The sequence below is a fragment of the Nocardia sp. NBC_00511 genome, from assembly GCF_045161165.1.
Taxonomy (GTDB): Bacteria; Actinomycetota; Actinomycetes; order Mycobacteriales; family Mycobacteriaceae; genus Nocardia.
In genome coordinates this window covers 5,268,341-5,288,064 of sequence record NZ_CP107849.1, presented here as the reverse complement: position 1 = coordinate 5,288,064, position 19,724 = coordinate 5,268,341, and the positions used below count along the sequence as shown (strand labels likewise).

The window sequence follows — 19,724 nt, the reverse complement described above, 5'->3', positions numbered from 1 at the left end:
GATTGACGACTACTCGCTAGTACATTGCATCGAGTGAGTGGATCGATTGGTGTAGTCGGGTATTGAAGTGCCACCGCGGGTTCGACTTGTGTTGCGGTACTTTGGCTGGTCAGTGGGGTTTTCGAGATCGACTCGCAGTGCCTGGATGCGACTACGGCATTCGGCGCGCGTATTTTAGTGCCCGGATCCGATCCGATAATCGGTCGCTGTATCGGTCATCGTATCGGTCGCAATATGCAAGACTCGAAACGACATATCCACCCGGTCCCGACCGATGGGATTGTGAGAAAAAGAATTTGGTGCTCTCTCAGGATGCGAGGTAACTTGCGTCGTGCGCGAGATCCAGGGGCGGGAATCAGAACAGGGTGAGTTGTCTCGCCTGTTGCAGGAAGCGCGCATCGGACACGGCGGCGGACGACTGCTCTGGGGCGATCCGGGCATCGGCAAGACCGCGCTGCTGCGCGACGCGACCGCCCGCGCCACCGACTTTCAAACCCTCACCTGCCGCGGCTTCCCCGCCGAGACCGACCTGGAATTCGCCGCCCTGCACGAACTGCTGCTGCCGATCGCCGATCGCGCCGCGACCCTGCCGCCACCGCAGGCGCAGGCGCTGGCCGCCGCGCTCGGCCGCGCGCCCGGCCCCGTCGACCGGTTCCTGGTGGGCGCGGCCCTGGTCACGCTGCTCGACCAGAGCGCCGCCACCCAGCCCGTGCTGCTCGTCGTCGACGACGCCCAGTGGGTGGATGCCGCGACGGCGCAGGCGCTCACCTTCGCACTGCGCCGAGTACACGGCAGCCGGGTGGCACTGCTGGTCGCGCTGCGCGACAGTCACGCGGTCAACGCCTGGCAGGCGCTACCGGTGCTGCCGTTGGCCAGGCTGGCCGACGAGCAGGCGCGCCGCCTGCTGGACCGGCGGGCCGCCGACATCGGAGCGCCGCGCGCCGAACGCATCCTGCGGGTGGCCGACGGCAATCCGCTGGCCCTGCTGGAGATGCCGATCGACGCCGAGGACTTCGCCGGAATCGGCTGGGGCCCCGTTACTTTCGGCCCACGGCTGCGCGCCGCCTTCGCCGACCGGCTGGCCGAACAACCGGATCCGGTGCGGACGCTGCTGACCGTCGTCGCCGCCGAGGATCGCGGCAGCCTGGTGGTGGTGACCGCCGCCGCGGCCGCCCTCGGCGTCACCGACAGTGCCTGGGAGACAGCGCAATCGACGGGACTGCTCACCGTCGGCGACGGCCGGGTCGACTCCCGGCAGCGGCTGCTGTCCGGGGCCGCCTACGACGCCGCCACCCCGGCCGAACGCCGGGCCGCGCACCTCGCCCTCGCCGACGCGCTGCACGGCCCCGACGATCGCGACCTGCGGGCCTGGCACCTGGCCGCCACCATCGACGGCCCGAATGCCGAACTGGCACAGGCGCTCTCGGACGGATCCGGGCGGGTGCACGCCGACGCCGGTGCGCTCGGCGCGGCCGCCATGCTGCGCCGCGCGGCCGCCATCACCCCCGTCGCCGCCGAGGCGGGCCTGCGCCTGGCCGCCGCGGCCCGCTGCGCCTGGGACGGCGGCGATATCGAATCCGCCCGCCGCCTGCTGGCCCTCGCCGAAACCCGCACCACCCCCGCCGGGGCCGCGCGCGCCAGCGACGGGCTGGCCGGACTGCTGGAACTGGTCACCGGCGATCCCGTCAAGGCCCGCGACCTGTTCACCCGCGACGCCGCCGTACTCGACGCCGACACCGCCGAACGTGAAAGGGCCGCAGGGCTTCCCGGCAATCGCGCCCGGCTGCCCCGACTCGAATCGGCGATCGGCTTGCGCGCGGTGCGGGCAGAACTCGGCGCGCTGCGGGAATCCGGCGGTGTGGCAACGCTGTCGGCCAGCAGCGCTCCGACCATATCCGGCGAGGCCGGGCACCAGCGACCGGGTGGTGCCGAGGAACTGCGGGTGCTGGCCGATCTCGCGGGATGGGTTGGCGGCCAAGAGGATTCCGGACCCATTCGGCCGCGCCTGGACCTGGTGCGGACCGGGGCGGACCCGGCGCAGGCGGCGCTGCTGCTGCCGCCCGCGGCCCGGCTGCTGGAGTGGGGACTGGCGGAGGAGGGCCTCGACCCGTATCAACGGGCGGCGACGGCCATGCGGGGCAACGGATCTCGGGCGGCGGCCCTCGGACTGCTACCGCAGCTGGCGATCCTGCAATTCGCCAACGGGCGCTGGGAGGCGGGGGAGGAGACCCTGGAGGAGGCGTTCGAACTGGCGCGGGCCTCGGGCGCGGACCTGCTGCTGGCCCAGTGCTGGAATCTGCGCGGGCGGCTCGCCGCCCAGCGCGGTGACGCGGCCGCGGTCGCCGACAGCCTCGACCGCGGACTGGCGCTGTCGCGCGCGCACGGTGCCACCTCACTGATCGCCGGGGCCTACTGGCATCTCGGTTTCCACGCGCTGGGCGCGGGCGATCCGGAGGTCGCGTACCGGCGGCTGCGCGCCCTGCATCAGCCCGGCCACGAGGCCGCCCATCCCACGGTGGCCCGGCTCGCCGCCATCGACATGGTCGAGGCCGCCTGCCGGGTCGGGCGCTTCACCGAGGCCGCCGAGCACGCGGAACTCGGTCGGCAGTGGGCGCTGCGGTCCCGATCGCACTGGGCGCTCGCCGCCGCCTACACCTGCCGGGCGCTGCTGTCCGACGAGGACCGCACCGAGCACTACTATCTGCGGGCCCTCGCCGTCGGCGACGGCCGACATACCAACTTCGGCCGCGCCCGCACGCAGTTGCAGTACGGGAAGTGGTTGCGCAGGGTGCGCCGCCGCCGCGATGCCGCCGAGCAATTGCGCACCGCCGCCGACTCTTTCGACCTGATCGGCGCGAGCGCCTGGGCGGCCCGCACCCGAGGCGAACTCGAATTGACCGGCACCGGCACCAAATCCCCCGCCACCGGCAGCACCCCGCTCACCGCGCAGGAATCCCAGGTCGCCAAGCTGGCCGCGCAGGGCCTGACCAATCGGGAGATCGGCGCGGAACTGTTCCTGAGCCCGCGCACCGTCGGGCACCACATGTCCCGCATCCTGGAGAAGCTGGGTCTCACCAGCCGCGCGGAACTGCCCGGCATCGACTTCGACAACGGGATGCGCCTGACCCGCAAGCGCTGACCGACCCGCGAATACTTCTTCGGTGCGGCCCGCGAATCCCGTTCAGTCCCGCAGCAGTTCGAACAGCCGGAACCGGCGATCGCCCGCCAGCTCCTGCTCCATCGCGTAGCCCGGCCAGAACACCACCGCCCGATGCCACGCGCGTTCGCGTTCGACATCGGTCAGCTCGCGGGCCGAAACCTCGAATCGTTCACCCCGGACCCGCAATTCGGCCCGTTCCACACTGCGCAGATTGGCCGACCAGGCCGGCTGCTCCGGGCGACCCCAATTCGAGGAGACGAGCAGGAAACGCTTGTCGTCCAAGGGATCCGGCACATAGAGCAGGCTGACCGTGCGCGGCACGCCGCTGCGCCGTCCCGGCACCGTCAACTGCGCCGACGGCAGCCCCGCCAGATCGATGACGCCCTTGCGCCCCTTGGTTATTCGCCGGGTGTAGCGTTCGAGCGCGAAAACCGCCGGGGCCGAACGCATCACGAAGCGACGGCGGCCCAGAGTGCGACCGAGGGCGGGGAGCGGGTTGAAGCGGGCGGGGCCGCCTGGGCGGCGCTGCCATGCGGCGAAGGCCATCACTCATTATCACCGTTATCGCGGGGCTACGGAGCCCAACGCGCCCGGTCCCACTCGTTCTGCCATTCGTGCGGATCGGTCGGGCCGCCGCCGCCGTGCTTGCGCTTGGTCTCGCGTAGCACCGCGGTCGCGTAGGGGTCCTCGACGAGTTCGCGCTGCAGTTCGTCGATATCGGCCCGGACCCGCTCGCAGGCCGCCGTCTGTGCCCGGGTGACCAGGTCGGCCAGCTCGGTCATGGAGAAGCCCTCCAGGTCGTCGGCGATGTGCAGCTCGGTGAGGGTGCCGCTGGCGTCGACCTGTGCCCGCACCCGGCCCTCGGCGGCGTCACCCCAGGCGCGGATGCGGCCGACCCGTTCCTCGATTCGCACCGCCCGCACCAGCAAATCGGTCAAGGCGTCCTCCGCGGTGGCGTTCACGAGTCCTCCTGCTGGGCTGTCCGAAGTCGGTGCATCGGCTGCACCGGCTAGCTTGACCAGCAGTTTCAGGACAAAAATGAACGCGTGCAGGGTCGTCGGATCGACTTCCTCCGCTGCGCCCATCGATTCCCTCCGTGCCGGTTATGCACAAAAGGTATCGAATGGGCGATTATCCAGCTACCTCAGCCGTCGGCATGTCCGCGGAACCATGGATCATTCGTGTTCAGGGCGGTGAGCAGCAGGCGGATCGCGGCCACCCGCGCCTGCTTGCCGGGCAGGTTGTCCAGCGCGCACTCCGGATCGGCGGGCGGGCCCAGATGGGTGCAACCGCGCGGGCAATCCTCGATGGCTTCGGCCAGATCCGAGAACGCGCCGATCACATCGTCGGGCGTGATGTGCGCCAAACCGAAGGAACGCACCCCGGGGGTGTCCACCACCCAGCCGCCCTCCGGCAGCCGCAGCGCCACCGACTGCGTCGAGGTGTGCCGCCCCTTGCCGACCCCCGACACCACGCCCACCGCGCGATCCGCGTCCGGCACAAGACGATTCACCAGCGTCGACTTGCCCACCCCGGAATGCCCGATCAGGGCGGTGAGGGTGTCGTTCAGCAACTCCAGCACCGGTTCGAGCGGATCCTCGATCCCGGCGTACACGATCTCCAGATCCAGATCCTCGAAGGCGGCGGCGAATTCGGAATCCGCGGCCAGATCGTGCTTGGTCAGGCACAGCACCGGCTTCAGCCCGCCGACATACGCGGCCACCATGGCCCGCTCCACGAAACCGGTGCGCGGCGGCGGATCCGCCAGCGCGACCACGATGAACAGCTGCTCGGCATTGGCCACGACCACCCGCTCGAACGGGTCGGTGTCATCGGCGGTGCGGCGCAACACCGTTCGGCGATCGGTCACCCGCACGATGCGGGCCAGGCTGTCCGGCTTGCCGGACAGGTCCCCGACCAGATCAACCTGATCCCCGACCACGATCGGGGTCCGGCCCAGCTCGCGCGCCCGCATGGCGACCACGCCGCGCGGCGGATCCCCGTCCAGCACACAGCCCCAGCGGCCGCGATCCACCGAAACCACCATGGCCGCTTCGGCATCCAGATGCTGCGGCCGGGTCTTGGTGCGCGGTCGGGTGCCCTTGCCCGGGCGCACCCGGACATCGGACTCGTCGTACTCCCGCCGCCTCAGGAGTTCGCTCCCGGTCGGGCGGGCCCGCAGTCACTCACCGAGCATCCCCTCCCACAGGCCCACGAAGTTCGGCAGCGTCTTGGCGGTGGTGCCGATGTCCTCGATCTCCACACCCGGCACCGTCAGGCCGATGATCGCGCCCGCGGTGGCCATCCGGTGATCGGCGTAGGAATGCCACTGCGCGCCGGTGAGTGGGGCGGGCACGATGGTCAGGCCGTCCTCGGTCTCGGTGACCTGGCCGCCCAGCCGGTTGAGTTCGGTGGCCAGCGCCGCCAGCCGGTCGGTCTCGTGGCCGCGCAGATGCGCGATGCCGCGCAGCCGCGACGGCGAATCCGCCAGTGCCGCAAGGGCGGCCACGGTCGGCGTCAGTTCGCCGACATCGTGCAGGTCGATGTCGATGCCCGCCAGCCGCTCCGGCCCGCGCACGGTGAGCGTGTTCTCGAAGAAGCGGGCCTCCGCGCCCATCCGCACCAGGATCTCGCGGATCACGTCACCGGGCTGGGTGGTGATGCGCGGCCAGAACGGGATGCTCACCTCGCCGCCGGTGACGGCCGCGGCCGCCAGGAACGGGGTGGCATTGGACAGATCCGGTTCGACCTCCCAGTCCACCGCCCGGATCTTGCCGGGGGAGACGGTCCAGGTCTGCGCCTTGCGCGGATCTGTCGGCGCGTCCACCTGCACGTCGGCCCGGCGCAGCATCTCGACGGTCATTTCGATGTGCGGCATGGACGGCAGCGCCGCCCCGTCGTGATTGACGGTGACGCCCTGCTCGAACCGTGCCGCCGAAAGCAGCAGGCCCGAGACGAACTGCGAGGAACCCGAGGCGTCGATGGTGACCGGTCCGCCACGCAGCGTGCCCGTGCCGTGCACCACGAACGGCAGCTGATTGCCGTCGATGTCCAGACCCAGCGCCCGCAGCGCCTCCAGGATGGTGCCCAGCGGCCGCACCCGCGCCTGCTCGTCACCGTCGAAGGCGACATCGCCGCGCGCCAGCGCCGCCACCGGCGGCAGGAACCGCATGACCGTGCCCGCCAGCCCGCAATCGACCATGGCACTGGTGAATTCGCTGGGCGGGGTCACGGTGAGGGTGGTGTCCTCGCCCTCGATGGTGACGCCCATCGCTCGCAGCGCCCCGATCATCAGGTCGGTGTCCCGGCTGCGCAGCGCCCCGGTGAGGGTGGACGGCTGATCCGCCAGCGCGGCGAGGATCAGCGCCCGGTTGGTAATGGATTTGGACCCGGGCAGGGTCACGGTCGCGTGGACGGGAACTCGGACATGGGGCGCGGGCCAGAAAGTCACCCCCCTATCCTCTCATTTCCGCCCAGCTGGCCTGCCGCTCCGACGGCGAATGCCGGTCCTTCTCGTCGAAGAACCGGCATTCGGAGTCGAGCTGCGGGGTGGGTTTCTCTACTTGGCGCGCCCGTGGATGAACGGGACGATCTTGCGCAGCAGCCCCATGGTGCGGTCGGTGCGGCTGTAGGACAGCAGCGCCATGCCGGGAATCGTGAAGCGCTGCACCGCGATCGAGTGCGGACGCGAGAATTCCATCAGGCCGGGGGCGCCGTGGATGCGGCCGATGCCGGAGTCCTTCACGCCGCCGAACGGCAGTCCGGAGATGGCCGCGTAGGACAGCACCGAGTTGACCGAGGTGCAGCCGACATCCAGGCGGCGGGCGATCTCGAGACCCTGCTTCTTGGAGTAGACCGCCGAACCCAGGCCGTACTTGCCCTTGTTGGCCAGCTCCACGGCCTCGTCCACGCCGTTCACGGTGCGGATGGTGACCGTCGGGCCGAAGGTCTCCTCGCACACCGCGTCCGAGGACTCGTCGGTGTCGACCAGGATGACCGGCTCGATGTACGGGCCCTTGACCGACTCGGGACCGCCGAGCACGGCCTTGCCGCCGTTCTTGATCGCGTCCTCGATGTGGCGGCGCACGATGTCGATCTGGCTGGGCATGGTCATCGGGCCGTAGGAGGCCTTCTCACCCGAACCCGGCTTGATGTCGGTGAGGATGCGCTTGACCTCGGCGATGAACTCGTCGGCGACCGACTTGTCCACGTACACCCGCTCCACTCCGGCGCAGGTCTGGCCCGAGTTGGAGGTGGCGCCCCAGGCGACCGCGTCGGCGGCGGCCTTGATGTCGGCGTCGGCGGCCACGATCACCGCGTCCTTGCCGCCGCACTCCAGCAGCACCGGGGTGAGCGTCTCGGCGGCCGAGGCCATGATCTTCTTGCCGGTCGCGGTGGAACCGGTGAACGCCAGCTTGTCCACACCGGACTTCACCAGCGCGGCACCTGTCGCACCGAAGCCGTTGATCGAGACGAACACGCCGTCGGGCAGTTCCGGGTTCGCCTCGGCGAACGCCTTGGCCACGAAATTGCCGATGCCCGTGGAGAATTCGCTCGGCTTGAACACCACGGTGTTGCCCGCGGCGAGCGCGTATGCGATCGACCCGTTCGGGGTGTAGATGGGGTAGTTCCACGGCCCGATCACGCCGACCACGCCCAGCGGGCGGTGCTCGAGGTGCGCGGCGAAGTTGGCCATGAACATGCCCGGCGCGACCTTCTGCGGCTTGAGCACCTTCTCGGCGTTGGAGGCCGCCCACTTGATGTGCTCGAGGGCGAGCATCAGCTCGAGGAAGGCGTCGTCGAGGGGCTTGCCGTTCTCGGCGTGGATGAGGGCGCTGAGCTCGTCGGACTTCTCGACCAGTTTCGCGCCCCAGCGCAGCAGGTGTTTCTTGCGCTCGGCGTAGGTCAGCGCACCCCAGGTGGCCGCGGCTACCCGGGCCTTGGCGACGGCCGCGCGCACCGCCTGCTCATCGTCGATCCGGTAGGTGGCGAGCGTCTCGCCGGTTGCTGGGTTGACCGATGTCAGCGTTTCGGCCTGGTCGGTCGAGGCGGTTTCGGTGGCAGTCATGGTTGGCGGCGATCCCTTGGTGAGAGTGTGATGAGACGAACGTCTCACACCGCCCAACTGAAGTCAATTGCCATCAGTCGTGTGCGAGCGATCCGGAAGCCCGACCCACAGCGCCGATGCCTCGAAACTGTCGGTCAGCGATGGCAGCATGGCAGACATGTGCGGTAGGTATGCGACGACGACGAATCCCGCCACGCTGGCCGTCGAGCTCGATGCCATCGACGAGACCGACGACAAGGGCTTCGACCCCAACTACAACGTGGCGCCCACCAACCGGGTGCTCACCGTGGTCGAGCGGCACGACCGCGACCACCCCGAGGACCCGGCCGCCCTGCGGGTGCGCGCCATGCGCTGGGGCCTGATCCCGACCTGGACCAAGGCCGCCGAACCGGGCGTCCCGGTGAAGGGCAAACCCCTGTTCAACGCCCGTGCCGACAAGGCCGCGACCACCGCCTCCTTCCGGGACGCGGTCAAGAAGCGGCGCTGCCTGGTCCCGATGGACGGCTGGTACGAATGGGTCACCGAGACCGACGGACTCGGAAAGGCCGTCAAGAAGCCGTATTTCATGGCTCGCGCCGACGGCGGCCGCCTCTACATGGCGGGCCTGTGGTCGGTCTGGCGCGACCGCGAGCAGGGTGGCGATGCCAAACCTTTGCTGTCGTGCACCATCCTCACCACCGACGCGGTCGGCGACCTGACGAAGGTCCACGACCGCATGCCGCTGCCGATGCCGCGTGAACACTGGGCGGCCTGGCTCGACCCGGACCATCCGGCCCCGGAGGAACTGCTGGAAACCCCTGGTGCGGAGGCGGTTTCGGACATCGTGCTGCGCGAGGTGCCGTCGCTGGTGAACAGCGTGAAGAACAACGGTCCCGAACTTTTGAGCAAGGTGACTGAACAGTCCGGTCAGATCACGCTGATCTGAACCGATCGGGCAGGGCCGAATCCGACTGGCGGCCAGGGTCTTTCATCCCCCGCCGGGTGAATACTGTCTGCCTCTTGCAACCGGGCCCCGCTGTGGAAAACGGCGGGGCCCGGGATCTACCAGAGTTTGTTCCTAGCCGCACTTCACCGAAGGCAGCGCGATGTTCAGCGTGCACTTCAGGGTGTCGGCCATGAAATCGATGATCTTCGAGGTCACCCCGCCGCCGAGCTTGTCGGCCTTGTCGAGGTGCTCGTCCTTCTTGGGCTTCTCGCCCGGTGCGCCCGGGTCGGGGAAGCTCGGGCCGTTCACCGCTGTCACCGGTGCGGCCGTCGCGGTGGTCATTGTCAACGGACCGGAGCCCAGGGCCAGCAGCAGGGCGCCGGTGACGGCGACGGTGCGGGCGGACCGGGGGTTACGCCGATGGCTAGACATGAAACCGCATCACATCCTTTGGGTTCGAACGGATCGGGAGGGACAACGCTGCTTTCGCTATTACTGCCGAGCTCACATTCGATTCACTGCGCGTTCCCAAGTAACTCACAGAAATTCGCCCGAATTGTGAAATGCGTCCGACTCCCGTGTCTCGATCCGCTTTCGAACCCGGCACCGGAACGCGAAGTGCCCCCGCTGCGAAACAGCGGGGGCACTTCGATCGTCACGGTCGGACCGTCACACGGCGGCTGCGGCCGCCTTCACTTCGGCTTCCTTGTTGGCCTGGATGCCGCCCGCACTACGCAGCGGCACTTCCTTCCAGAACAGCACCAGGATGAAGCCCAGCAGCGACACCACGGCCACCGCCAGGAACACCGAGTCCATGGAGTTCGCGAAGCCCTCCTTGAACGGGTGCGCCAGCGTGGGATCCAGCTTCTGGATCACCGAGCTGTCGTTGAGCACCTGGCCCGCGACCGCCGGATCCTTGTGGATCAGACCGGTGGCCACCTGCTTGTCGACCGGGTTGTCGCTCGTCATGGCGGACTGGATGGCCTGCGAGTACGCCGGCTGCGTCGCCGCGTGCTCCAGCGAGGTGGTGATGTTCGGCGCCAGCTGCGTGAACAGCACCGACAGGAACACCGCCACACCCAGGGTGCCGCCGATCTGCCGGAAGAAGGTCGCGGCCGCGGTGGACACGCCCATGTCCTTGGGCGGCAAGGCATTCTGCAGTGCCAGGGTCAGCGGCTGCATCAGGTTGCCGAGGCCGAAACCGGTGATGGCCATGAAGATCATGACGACCCACAGCGCGGTGTCCGCGGACACGTAGTGCAGCAGGAACAGACCCGTGGTCAGCAGCGCCGCGCCGATCGGCGGGAAGTACTTGTAGCGTCCGGTCCGCGAGATCAGCTGACCGGCCAGGATGGAACCGGTCATCATGCCCGCCACCAGCGGCAGCATCAGCAGACCGGCCTTGGTCGGGCTCGCACCCTGGACCACCTGCAGGTACTGCGGCAGCAGCGTGATGCCACCGAACATGGCCGCACCGACCACCACCGAAATCACAACGCCCAGAGCGAAAGTCGAGTTCTTGAACATGCGCAGCGGGATCAGCGCGGCATCGCCGAGCTTGGCTTCCACCGCGATGAACGCGGCCACACCGACACCGCCGAGGATGTAGCAGAACAGCGCGTGTCCGCTGGTCCAACCCCATTCGCGGCCCTGCTCGGCGACCACCAGCAGCGGCACCATGCCGACGGCGAGGGCCAGGATGCCCATCCAGTCGACCGCCACCTTCGTGCTCTCGCGCTTGGGCAGCTTCAGCACGCGGGTCACCACGGCCAGCGCGACCAGGCCGACGGGCACGTTCACCAGGAACACCCAGCGCCAGCCGGTGACACCGGCGATGCTGTCGGCGCCCGACAGGATGCCGCCGATGACCGGGCCGATGACACTCGAGGTGCCGAACACGGCCAGGAAGTAGCCCTGGTAGCGAGCACGCTCACGGGGCGAAACGATGTCGCCCATGATGGTCAGCGCCAGCGACATCAGACCGCCCGCGCCCAGGCCCTGGAAGGCGCGGAAACCGGCGAGCTGGTACATCGAGGTCGCCATCGAACAGGCCAGCGAGCCGACGATGAAGATCGAGATGGCCGCCAGGAAGAACGGCTTGCGGCCGTACATGTCCGACAGCTTGCCGTAGAGCGGCGTGGCCAGCGTCGAGGTGATCAGGTAGGCGGTGGTCACCCACGCCTGCGCCGAATAGCCGTGCAGCTCATCGGCGATGGTGCGGATCGAGGTCGAGACGATGGTCTGATCGAGGGCCGCCAGCAGCATGCCCAGCATCAGGCCGCTCATGATGACCAGGATCTGCTTGTGGGTGAATCCGGCCGAATTGACTTCCGGCTTCACCACTTCCGTTTGCGTTGTCACGAGTTGTTCTCCGGGGGTGCGTAATACGATTGGAGGTCTTTGTGGCCGGAGAGGTCGTTCAGCATGTGCTGACGATTGACCTCGTAGCCGTCGATGAAGCGGACCAGCAGTTGCGAGAAGGTGTCCCGTTCGGCGGGCGTCCAGTCGCGCATCACCTGGCCCAGCGCCTCGTTGCGCCGGATCCGGATCTGGGTGGCGACCGCGCGGCCCGCGTCGGTGATCGCCAGCACGCTGACCCGTCCGTCGGCCGGATCGGCCCGGCGTTCGATGAGTCCGCGCTTGACGAGCCCGGCGACCTGCCGGCTGATGGTGGAGGCGTCGGAGTAGAGCGCCTCGGCGAGCACACCCGAGCGGATGGGCCCGCAGTGGATCAGCTGGAACAGGATGGCGAACGCGGCCGGTTCGATCTCGCCGTTGGTGGCGGCGGCGATCTGGACGTTGGTGCGGTCGCGCAGCTTGCTCAGGCGGCCGATCTGGAAGCCGATGGTGTCGAGGAGTTCGTCGGCGAGGTCGTCTTTCGCCGGGTCATCGGTCATGGTCGGTCACACCTCCTTGCGTGGATCAACTGCTTGTAGTCATCAACTAGTTGTACCGCGCAAGTATTCCGATTTACTTGCCCTGTGGCAAGTTATTTCCGGAGGATGTGTCTCCGCTCACCTCGAGTGCGCTCACTCATACCTGAAACCGCAGGTCAGGACACTGCAACCGGGGCGGTCACGGCAGCCGTGAGGCGTACCAGATCGGCCGGGGCGAGCTCGATCTCCAGCCCGCGCTTGCCCGCACTGCACAGCACCCGGTCCCACTCCAGCGCCGAAACGTCCACCACCGTCGGCAATCGCTTCTTCTGCCCCAGCGGCGAAATCCCGCCCAGCACATAGCCGGTCGTACGCTCGGCCTTCGCCTTGTCGGCCATCGCGGCCTTGCCGCCGCCCAGCGCCGCGGCCGCCGCCTTCAACGACAGCGTGGTCGGCACCGGCAGAACCGCCACCGCCAGCGCACCCGAACCGAGCTCGATGACGAGGGTCTTGAAGATCTGCCCGGCGCTCACCCCGAGAGCGTCGCCGAGCGCCGCCACCGCCTCCGCGCCGTACGAATCATGGCGTGGGTCATGGGAATACGCGTGCACCCGATGCTCGACCCGCGCCTGCACCAGAGCCTTGATCGCGGGGGTGGAAGCAGCAGCCATGGGCTCACACTAACCAGCCCGCGCAACCGATTTCCGCCACCTCGCGACCGTCGCGCCCGCGACCGGGAACAGGGTGACCGCCCGCCCTGTTGCACCGCTTACACACCTGACAGCAACCGCAGGGCCCACGGTTGCCGGGCAGAGACATTCATTCACGAAGGAGGAGTCGGGTGACCGTGTTGGTCGAAGAGCCCCCGGTGCGGACCGGGCCGCTCCAGTTGCGCAGGGGAGCCGTATACGTCGCGCCCCCGGCCGGTTTCCTGGCCGAATCCCTGTTCGCGGTAGATTCGAATGCTACGGCGATCGAAGGGATTAGCGTGACGAGCGACGACGATACGGTCGATCGCCTGCGCGATGACGACTCGGAGACGGGTCAGGGCATCGGCGCCGGGGACGACCAGGCGGTCGACTACGACGACGGGGATGGCGAACCCGGGGTGCGCAGCACCGAATCCACCGCTGAACTGGCCGCGCGATTCGAGCGTGACGCCCTGCCGCTGCTGGATCAGCTCTACGGCGCGGCACTGCGGATGACGCGCAATCCGGCCGACGCCGAGGATCTCGTGCAGGAGACCTTCGCCAAGGCCTACCAGGGCTTCAAGTCCTTCCGGGAGGGCACCAACCTGCGGGCGTGGCTGTACCGGATCCTCACCAACACCTACATCAACTCGTATCGGAAGAAGCAGCGCCAACCCGCGCAGTACCCGACCGACGAGATCACCGACTGGCAGCTCGCCGCCACCGCCGAACACACCTCCCAGGGCCTGCGCTCGGCGGAGATGGAGGCGCTGGAGGCACTGCCCGACGACGACATCAAGACGGCGCTGCAGTCGCTGCCCGAGGAATTCCGGATGGCGGTGTACTACGCCGACGTGGAGGGCTTCCCCTACAAGGAGATCGCCGAGATCATGGGTACGCCCATCGGCACCGTCATGTCCCGGTTGCACCGCGGGCGTAAGCAACTCAAGGGCCTGCTCGCGGATGTGGCGCGCGAGCGTGGCTTCAACCGATCGGGTAGTGACGCGCGCCAGGAGGTAACCCAGTGAGCACCGGTGGGCAGGAGCGGGGCGAAAAGAGCCACGACTCCGAGATGGATCTGGACTGCTCGGCGGTGCTCGCCGATGTCTGGCTGCTGCTGGACAACGAGTGCGACGACACCGCCAAGGCTCGCCTGCGCGAGCACATCGACCGGTGCTCTCCGTGCATCGAGGCCTACGGTCTCGAGGAGAAGCTCAAGTCGCTGCTCAACCGCAAGTGCGGTGGCGACCGGGCCCCGGACTCGTTGCGGCAGCGGTTGACCCTGGAGATCCGCACCAGCTACACGCAGGTCGCCGAAACCGGCGAATAGGACAATATATATACAGCTGAGCGGCACCCTTTCCCGATGGGAAGTGGTGCCGCTCAGCAGGTTTCGAGCTAGGAACCGCAGCTCAAGCGTTAGGCCGCTTGCCGTGGTTCGCACCGTTCTTACGACGGCTCTTCTTCTTACGTCCACGCTTACCCATAGGTAATCTCCCTTCAGTCGGTCGCCATTCTTTCACGTGTGGTTGGCTGTACCTTCAGGGGCTACAGGCTCACTCGATGCGAGAGGTGTTCATGGCTGAGGAAGTGCGGGCGGAGATGGTGTCGACCGTTCAGGAGATCCTGGTCTCGGTCGGCGACGAGGTGAAGGCCGACGACGCGGTCATCATGCTCGAGTCCATGAAGATGGAGATCCCCGTCATCGTCGAGGGCCCCGGCACCGTCAGCTCCATCAATGTGGCCCCCGGCGACGTGCTCCAGCCCGGCGACCTGATCGCCGTCATCGCCTAGAAGCGAGACCTGCCCACCGCGCGTGGGAACATACACCCGACGTGGGAACAGAGGAGCGTGGGTGAATGTCGACACTGAGCGAGCTACTGGCCGAACACACCGATCTACCGGGTGCGGCCGTGGATCATCTGCAGCGGGTGGTGGGCGATTGGCAGCTGCTGGCGGACCTTTCGTTCGCTGATCTGCTGCTGTGGGTGGGTACCGGTCCGGTCAGCGAGGGCGCGGGGGTGGTCTGCGTGGCCCAGGCCCGCCCCACCACGGCCCCGACCGTGCACCAGGAGGACCTGGTCGGCTCGGTGGCCACCAAGGAGGCGCACCCGCAGATCTTCGATGCGCTGCTCACCGCCGAGATCGCGCGTTCGGACGCCGACACCGCACTGACCGGGGTCTACCACCCGCATCCGGTGCACGCCATGCGCGAGGCCATCCCGGTGCGGGTCGGTGATCATGTCATCGCCATCCTCGGCCGCGACACCGATACGCAGCGCCGAAAGATGCGTTCCAGCCTCGAGATCGCCTACATGGCCTGCGCCGACGACCTGTGCCAGATGGTCGCGGACGGCACCTGGCCCGCGCTCGAGGACCGCACCGGCGCGCACTCCAGCCCGCGCGCGGGCGACGGTTTCATCCGCCTCGACACCGAGGGCACCGTCGTCTACGCCAGCCCCAACGCCCTGTCGGCCTATCACCGCATGGGTCTGCAGAACGATCTGGTCGGCCAGGATCTGGCGCTCACCACCCGCTCGCTGATCACCGATCCGTTCGACGCGCAGGAGGTGGTCGGCGACATCCAGGCGGCCCTGGCCGGAAAGGCCGGGCGCCGAATGGAAGTCGAGGCGCGCGGTGCGACCGTGCTGCTGCGCACCCTGGTGCTGCGCCCGCACGGCGAGCTGGCCGGGGCCGCGGTCCTGGTCCGCGACGTGACCGAGGTGAAGCGCCGCGATCGCGCCCTGCTGTCCAAGGACGCCACCATCCGCGAGATCCACCACCGGGTGAAGAACAACCTGCAGACGGTGGCCGCGCTGCTGCGCCTGCAGGCCCGCCGCACCGAGAACGAGGAGGCGCGACTGGCGCTGACCGAATCGGTGCGCCGGGTGACCTCCATCGCGTCGGTGCACGAAATGTTGTCCATGTCGGTTGACGAAGAGGTCGATCTGGACGAGGTGGTGGACCGCCTGCTGCCGATAATGGCCGACGTCGCCACCGTCCACACCGCCCGGATCAAGGTGCGCCGCGCGGGTTCGCTGGGAGTTTTCTCCGCCGAACGCGCAACCCCCCTGGTCATGGTGCTCACCGAACTGGTGCAGAACGCCATCGAGCACGCCTTCGACGCAGGTGAAAACGGTACGGTCACAATCCGTTCCGAGCGTTCGGCGCGCTGGCTCGACGTGATCATCAGCGACGACGGCCGCGGCCTGCCCGACGGTTTCAGCCTGGAGGCCTCCGACCGCCTGGGCCTGCAAATCGTGCGAACCCTGGTGACCGCCGAATTGGGCGGCTCCATCGGTCTGCACCCTGGCGCGGACGTCGGCACCGACGCCGTCCTGCGCGTCCCGCTGGGCCGCCGTTCAGCCCGCTGAATAATTCGCCACGCACATAACTGCGATGAGCATCATCGCTTAACTGCGCGGCGATTTCCGTCACCCGAACTTTCGTTCGAAAAGCCCGAATCTCGTTGAACGGGAATTGGGGGAAGAAAGTTCCGAAAGTTGGTTCAGAGACACAGAAGCCCGGCACCTGTATTGGTGCCGGGCCGAATTGCGTCGCGACCGAGAGGCTGGTTTCGGTCGTGACGCCTGTCGTCTTCTAGCTGGTCAGACGACGGTGCGGGTGCGCGTGCGCGCGTTGCGGCGCTTCAGCGCCCGACGCTCGTCTTCGCTCATACCGCCCCACACGCCGGCGTCCTGGCCCGACTTCAGGGCCCAGGACAGGCAATCGGCAGTGACAGGGCAGCGAGCGCAGACCAGCTTGGCATCGGCAATCTGCGCGAGCGCAGGACCGCTGTTTCCCACCGGGAAGAACAGCTCGGGGTCCTCGTCGCGACAGATGGCCTTGTGGCGCCAGTCCATTCCTCTGCTCCTTTGCTAGGGCGCGCGCATGGCGCTGCCCCTTAGGTTTGTGGTCCGTTCACTTGTGCGACTCGAATGTTTCCGCACGGTTGCTTGTGAATGCTTTCACGAACACCGTAGATGTCAATAGATACCTGGTGCACCGTGGGGAAGCTCACGCTGTAAGACCCCTACATGGGGGTCCGCCGTGTCATTTGTACTCGGTTGAGCGGGTTTTCGCAGCGCAACAGCGATAGTACTCAGGTGTGTCGAACCGGCTAGGGCTTCGGCGCGACCACATCGAGGATATCCGGGACGGCTGTGAAATTCACCATGTTGCGCCGACCGATGAAGTCGCCGTCGATTTGCAACCCGATCGGCTCGTCGGCGGTGACCCGGACGGCCGCAACGTCGTCCTCACGAAACAATTTGTGGCCCTTGGGATCCCCATTGGGGGCCAGCAGCTGCTGGGCGACCAGCAGGGTCGGAACCACGCTCATGGTGCGCATGGCAAACACCCCGAGACCGGATTCGAAGGTGGTCCCGGGGTTGGTGACGACGGGCGTGTTGTCGAGAAAGGTCCAGGGACTGGCGTTGGTCACGAATGCGTAATGCACGTCCGTGACCGGTTCGTGACCCGGAATGTCCAGGCGCACTTGGGGAGCCCGGCGTTTGGCCCGGAAGAACTGATTGATCGTGGTCCGCAGATAGCGGGCCGGAGTGGCGGACTTGCCGTTCGCGCGCTTGGCGTCGATCGCCTCACAGACATCGGCGTCCAGGCCCACGCCCGCGCTGAACAGGAACCAGCGATCATCGGCGACACCCAGGCCGATCCGGCGATCCGCGGCGTCGGCGAGCAGGTCGATGAGCTGATTGGCGGCCGTCACCGGATCCGGTTCGATGCCCAGCGACCGCGCGAACACATTCGCCGAACCACCGGGAATCACACCCAGTCGCGGCAGCCAATCGCGTTGCTGCTGACCGGGCAGCGGCAGAAATCCGTTGATCGTCTCGTTGACGGTCCCGTCCCCGCCGTGCACCACGATCAAATCCATTCGAGTGTCCGCAGCCCAGCGCGCCAATTCGGCGGCGTGCCCGCGATGCTCGGTTTGTCGGACTGTCAGCTGAGTGCGGCTTTCGAGTGCGTGGGCAAGCAGATCGCGAGTTGACCGAGTGGTCGAAGTGGCATTCGGGTTCACGATCAGCAACGTCCGCACGGTGTTTATTTTGCCTCCGCTTCGCTCCGGCGGGTTCGCGGCCCCCATGTCTCGTTCTTCCCTCCTCCGTTCCTCCGCTTCGCTCCCCCACTCGAGAGGCGGAGCCGCAGTCCAGAACGAGACGGGCCGCGAACCTGAAGTGCCAGTTCATAACTGATATCTGGGAATGGTTTCTGCTGGGAAGAGGGGGTTTTGGCTGGTGTTATCACTGTGTCGCACTGAGTGTTAACGGTGCGGAGTGCGCTGGCAACGACGCTCGGTCGTAGGCTGGGCGGGTGGCTGAGCAGAACAGTGGCGGCGAGGATCCGGCTGCCGTGATCGACGAGGTGCCGCGCACCGTGCGGGTGGCCGGATGGCTGGTCGCGTTCGAGGGCGCGCTGGGTCTGGTGGCGGCGATCGTGCTGGTGATCGTGGGCGTGGACGGTGCCGCGCAGAGTCCGAAGAACAGCTATCTGACCGCCGCATACGCCGCCATCGTCGGTGGTGCGGTGCTGGCCGCGGGGATCAGTCTGGTGCGCGGGAAGCGCTGGGGGCGGGCCATCGCGGTGCTGACCCAGCTGCTGCTGCTCGGCGTCGCGTACTTCATGGTGACGTCGGATCGCCCGGATCTGGCGGTGCCGCTGGGTCTGGTGGCGGTGGTGACGCTGGGCGCACTGTTCGCACCGGCGTCGAACCGGTGGATGGCCGCCGGGTACGGGCTGCCGGGGGAGTAGCGCTTACTGCGCGCTGAACGGACCGTGGAGCGATTTTCGCCCGCTCACCGAACTTAGGTGAGCGGGCGCTCGTCCAGGACAATTCAGGTGGTGCTCAGTCGTCGGCGTGGCTCGCGAGCCGTTCCAGGGCGGAACCGCTGAGCCGGTAACCGGTCCACTCGTGCTGATGCTCCGCGCCGATCGACTCGTAGAAATCGATCGACGGCTTGTTCCAGGTCAGCACCGACCAGTCGACCCGCGCGTACCCACGCTCGACTGCCTCGCGTGCCAGCGTCGCCAGCAGATCCCGGCCCAGGCCGCGGCCGCGCGCCTCGGGCTGAACGTAGAGATCCTCGAGGAAGATCCCGTGCACGCCCTTCCAGGTCGAGAAGTTCAGGAACCAGATGGCGCAGCCGACCACGCCGTGATCGGTCTCGGCCACGTGCGCGTAGAGCGCGCGGTCCGGTCCGAACAGCGCGGTCTCCAACTGCGCTGTGGTGAGCAGGCATTCGTCGAGCGCCTGCTCGTATTCGGCGAGATCGCGGACCAGCTGCACCAGCGCGGGTACGTCGGCCGGGGTGGCACGGCGGATCATCGAGCGGCCTCCTGCGGGTCGAGCGGCGGAACCAGGTTGTGCGCGAGCACGGTCCGCGCCTGGTGATCGTGTCCGAGTACGGTAACCGCGGCCGTGGACATGAAGAATCGGCGGCCCTCGACCACCTCGAACTCGGCCCAGCGGGCGATCAGCGCACGGGAGAAGTGACCGTGCCCGACCAGCACCACGTCGCGGGTCGACAGTTCCGGGATGACGGTGGCCAGCACCTGATCGGCGCGCTTGCGGACGTGCTCGGCGGTTTCGCCTTCGGGGGTGACGCCGGTCCAGATGGTCCAGCCGGGATCCATCCGATCGATCTCCACGGTGGTGAGCCCCTCGTAGGAGCCGTAATCCCATTCGACCAGGTCGTCGTCGATGATCACATCGGTCAGCCCGGCCAGTTCCGCGGTGTGCACCGCGCGCCGCCGCGGGCTGCTGAACACCAGCGGATTGCGCAAATCCATGCCCGCCAGCTGTTTTCCGGCCGCCCGGGCCTGCGCCTCACCGATATCGGTGAGCGGAACATCGGTGCGGCCCGTGTGCCGCCGCGCCGCCGACCACGCCGTTTCCCCGTGTCGCAGCAATATCAGCCGGAATTCGCCACCGCTCATGAACCAGAATCATGCCGGACGGTCGGGGATCCGGCGTCACTGCCGGGTC

Annotated in this window: 21 protein-coding genes; 7 read left to right on the top strand and 14 right to left on the bottom strand. The window is 67.8% G+C overall.

Translation table 11 applies throughout. The features are described 5' to 3' along the window. Positions 1 to 331: 331 nt before the first annotated feature. Positions 332 to 3,139, top strand: coding sequence for an AAA family ATPase (locus OG300_RS24835; protein ID WP_405485447.1), 2,808 nt, complete (start codon positions 332 to 334; stop codon positions 3,137 to 3,139). Between the two features lie 42 nt (positions 3,140 to 3,181). On the opposite strand, the gene OG300_RS24830 is transcribed toward OG300_RS24835, so the two are convergent. The 5 genes from OG300_RS24830 to OG300_RS24810 all read right to left on the bottom strand — a co-directional run bounded on the left by OG300_RS24830 (position 3,182) and on the right by OG300_RS24810 (position 8,228). Further along, positions 3,182 to 3,706, bottom strand: coding sequence for a nitroreductase family deazaflavin-dependent oxidoreductase (locus tag OG300_RS24830; RefSeq protein ID WP_405485445.1), 525 nt, complete (start codon positions 3,704 to 3,706; stop codon positions 3,182 to 3,184). Positions 3,707 to 3,732: 26 nt separating this feature from the next. Continuing rightward, positions 3,733 to 4,122: a YbaB/EbfC family nucleoid-associated protein gene (locus OG300_RS24825; protein WP_405485443.1), complete on the bottom strand. Its 390-nt coding sequence runs from the start codon at positions 4,120 to 4,122 to the stop codon at positions 3,733 to 3,735. A 182-nt stretch (positions 4,123 to 4,304) separates the two neighbouring features. Continuing rightward, on the bottom strand, positions 4,305 to 5,342 hold the full coding sequence (rsgA, locus tag OG300_RS24820) for a ribosome small subunit-dependent GTPase A (RefSeq protein WP_405498658.1): 1,038 nt from the start codon (positions 5,340 to 5,342) through the stop codon (positions 4,305 to 4,307). Beyond that, the gene (aroA, locus tag OG300_RS24815; protein ID WP_405485441.1) at positions 5,343 to 6,611 is read right to left on the bottom strand and encodes a 3-phosphoshikimate 1-carboxyvinyltransferase; all 1,269 of its coding nucleotides are present in this window, start codon (positions 6,609 to 6,611) and stop codon (positions 5,343 to 5,345) included. It lies immediately after the preceding gene. A 108-nt stretch (positions 6,612 to 6,719) separates the two neighbouring features. Further along, the gene (locus OG300_RS24810; RefSeq protein ID WP_405485439.1) at positions 6,720 to 8,228 is read right to left on the bottom strand and encodes an aldehyde dehydrogenase family protein; all 1,509 of its coding nucleotides are present in this window, start codon (positions 8,226 to 8,228) and stop codon (positions 6,720 to 6,722) included. 157 nt (positions 8,229 to 8,385) lie between these two features. Between OG300_RS24810 and OG300_RS24805 the strand changes: the two genes are divergently transcribed. Continuing rightward, complete coding sequence (locus OG300_RS24805; RefSeq protein WP_405485437.1) at positions 8,386 to 9,153, top strand: SOS response-associated peptidase; 768 nt, start codon at positions 8,386 to 8,388, stop codon at positions 9,151 to 9,153. Positions 9,154 to 9,285: 132 nt separating this feature from the next. On the opposite strand, the gene OG300_RS24800 is transcribed toward OG300_RS24805, so the two are convergent. The 4 genes from OG300_RS24800 to ybaK all read right to left on the bottom strand — a co-directional run bounded on the left by OG300_RS24800 (position 9,286) and on the right by ybaK (position 12,700). Further along, on the bottom strand, positions 9,286 to 9,585 hold the full coding sequence (locus tag OG300_RS24800) for a hypothetical protein (protein WP_405485435.1): 300 nt from the start codon (positions 9,583 to 9,585) through the stop codon (positions 9,286 to 9,288). Positions 9,586 to 9,822: 237 nt separating this feature from the next. Further along, positions 9,823 to 11,439 carry an MDR family MFS transporter gene (locus tag OG300_RS24795; RefSeq protein WP_405498657.1) on the bottom strand — a complete coding sequence of 539 codons (1,617 nt, stop codon included), beginning with the start codon at positions 11,437 to 11,439 and terminating at the stop codon, positions 9,823 to 9,825. A 71-nt stretch (positions 11,440 to 11,510) separates the two neighbouring features. Further along, on the bottom strand, positions 11,511 to 12,050 hold the full coding sequence (locus OG300_RS24790; RefSeq protein WP_405485433.1) for a MarR family winged helix-turn-helix transcriptional regulator: 540 nt from the start codon (positions 12,048 to 12,050) through the stop codon (positions 11,511 to 11,513). Positions 12,051 to 12,205: 155 nt separating this feature from the next. After that, positions 12,206 to 12,700 (bottom strand): Cys-tRNA(Pro) deacylase, encoded by a 495-nt coding sequence (gene ybaK / locus OG300_RS24785; protein WP_405485430.1) that lies wholly within the window; start codon positions 12,698 to 12,700, stop codon positions 12,206 to 12,208. Between the two features lie 317 nt (positions 12,701 to 13,017). Between ybaK and OG300_RS24780 the strand changes: the two genes are divergently transcribed. Further along, the gene (locus OG300_RS24780) at positions 13,018 to 13,746 is read left to right on the top strand and encodes a sigma-70 family RNA polymerase sigma factor (RefSeq protein WP_405485428.1); all 729 of its coding nucleotides are present in this window, start codon (positions 13,018 to 13,020) and stop codon (positions 13,744 to 13,746) included. A 44-nt stretch (positions 13,747 to 13,790) separates the two neighbouring features. Beyond that, positions 13,791 to 14,048, top strand: a complete 258-nt coding sequence (gene rsrA, locus OG300_RS24775) for a mycothiol system anti-sigma-R factor (RefSeq protein WP_405498656.1) — start codon at positions 13,791 to 13,793, stop codon at positions 14,046 to 14,048. 82 nt (positions 14,049 to 14,130) lie between these two features. Here the strand turns inward: rsrA and OG300_RS24770 are convergent, their stop codons facing one another. Beyond that, the gene (locus OG300_RS24770; RefSeq protein ID WP_405498655.1) at positions 14,131 to 14,205 is read right to left on the bottom strand and encodes a 50S ribosomal protein bL37; all 75 of its coding nucleotides are present in this window, start codon (positions 14,203 to 14,205) and stop codon (positions 14,131 to 14,133) included. Positions 14,206 to 14,296: 91 nt separating this feature from the next. Here OG300_RS24770 and OG300_RS24765 point away from each other — a divergent pair, with 91 nt between their 5' ends. Beyond that, the gene (locus tag OG300_RS24765; protein WP_405485426.1) at positions 14,297 to 14,512 is read left to right on the top strand and encodes a biotin/lipoyl-binding carrier protein; all 216 of its coding nucleotides are present in this window, start codon (positions 14,297 to 14,299) and stop codon (positions 14,510 to 14,512) included. A gap of 65 nt (positions 14,513 to 14,577) precedes the next feature. Continuing rightward, entirely contained in the window at positions 14,578 to 16,092 is a 1,515-nt protein-coding gene (locus OG300_RS24760; protein ID WP_405485424.1) for a sensor histidine kinase, read from the top strand. Positions 16,093 to 16,326: 234 nt separating this feature from the next. On the opposite strand, the gene OG300_RS24755 is transcribed toward OG300_RS24760, so the two are convergent. Next, complete coding sequence (locus OG300_RS24755; RefSeq protein WP_011211115.1) at positions 16,327 to 16,581, bottom strand: WhiB family transcriptional regulator; 255 nt, start codon at positions 16,579 to 16,581, stop codon at positions 16,327 to 16,329. Positions 16,582 to 16,838: 257 nt separating this feature from the next. Next, a complete protein-coding gene (locus tag OG300_RS24750) occupies positions 16,839 to 17,777 on the bottom strand; it encodes a diacylglycerol/lipid kinase family protein (RefSeq protein ID WP_405485422.1) in 939 nt (312 codons plus the stop codon). A gap of 275 nt (positions 17,778 to 18,052) precedes the next feature. Between OG300_RS24750 and OG300_RS24745 the strand changes: the two genes are divergently transcribed. Then, positions 18,053 to 18,490, top strand: a complete 438-nt coding sequence (locus tag OG300_RS24745) for a hypothetical protein (protein ID WP_405485420.1) — start codon at positions 18,053 to 18,055, stop codon at positions 18,488 to 18,490. Positions 18,491 to 18,584: 94 nt separating this feature from the next. On the opposite strand, the gene OG300_RS24740 is transcribed toward OG300_RS24745, so the two are convergent. Together OG300_RS24740 and OG300_RS24735 are read right to left on the bottom strand one after the other, a co-directional pair. Next, on the bottom strand, positions 18,585 to 19,064 hold the full coding sequence (locus tag OG300_RS24740) for a GNAT family N-acetyltransferase (protein WP_405485418.1): 480 nt from the start codon (positions 19,062 to 19,064) through the stop codon (positions 18,585 to 18,587). After that, a complete protein-coding gene (locus OG300_RS24735) occupies positions 19,061 to 19,675 on the bottom strand; it encodes an acid phosphatase (RefSeq protein WP_405485416.1) in 615 nt (204 codons plus the stop codon). Before OG300_RS24735 ends, OG300_RS24740 begins: the two co-directional genes overlap by 4 nt. Positions 19,676 to 19,724: the final 49 nt, after the last annotated feature.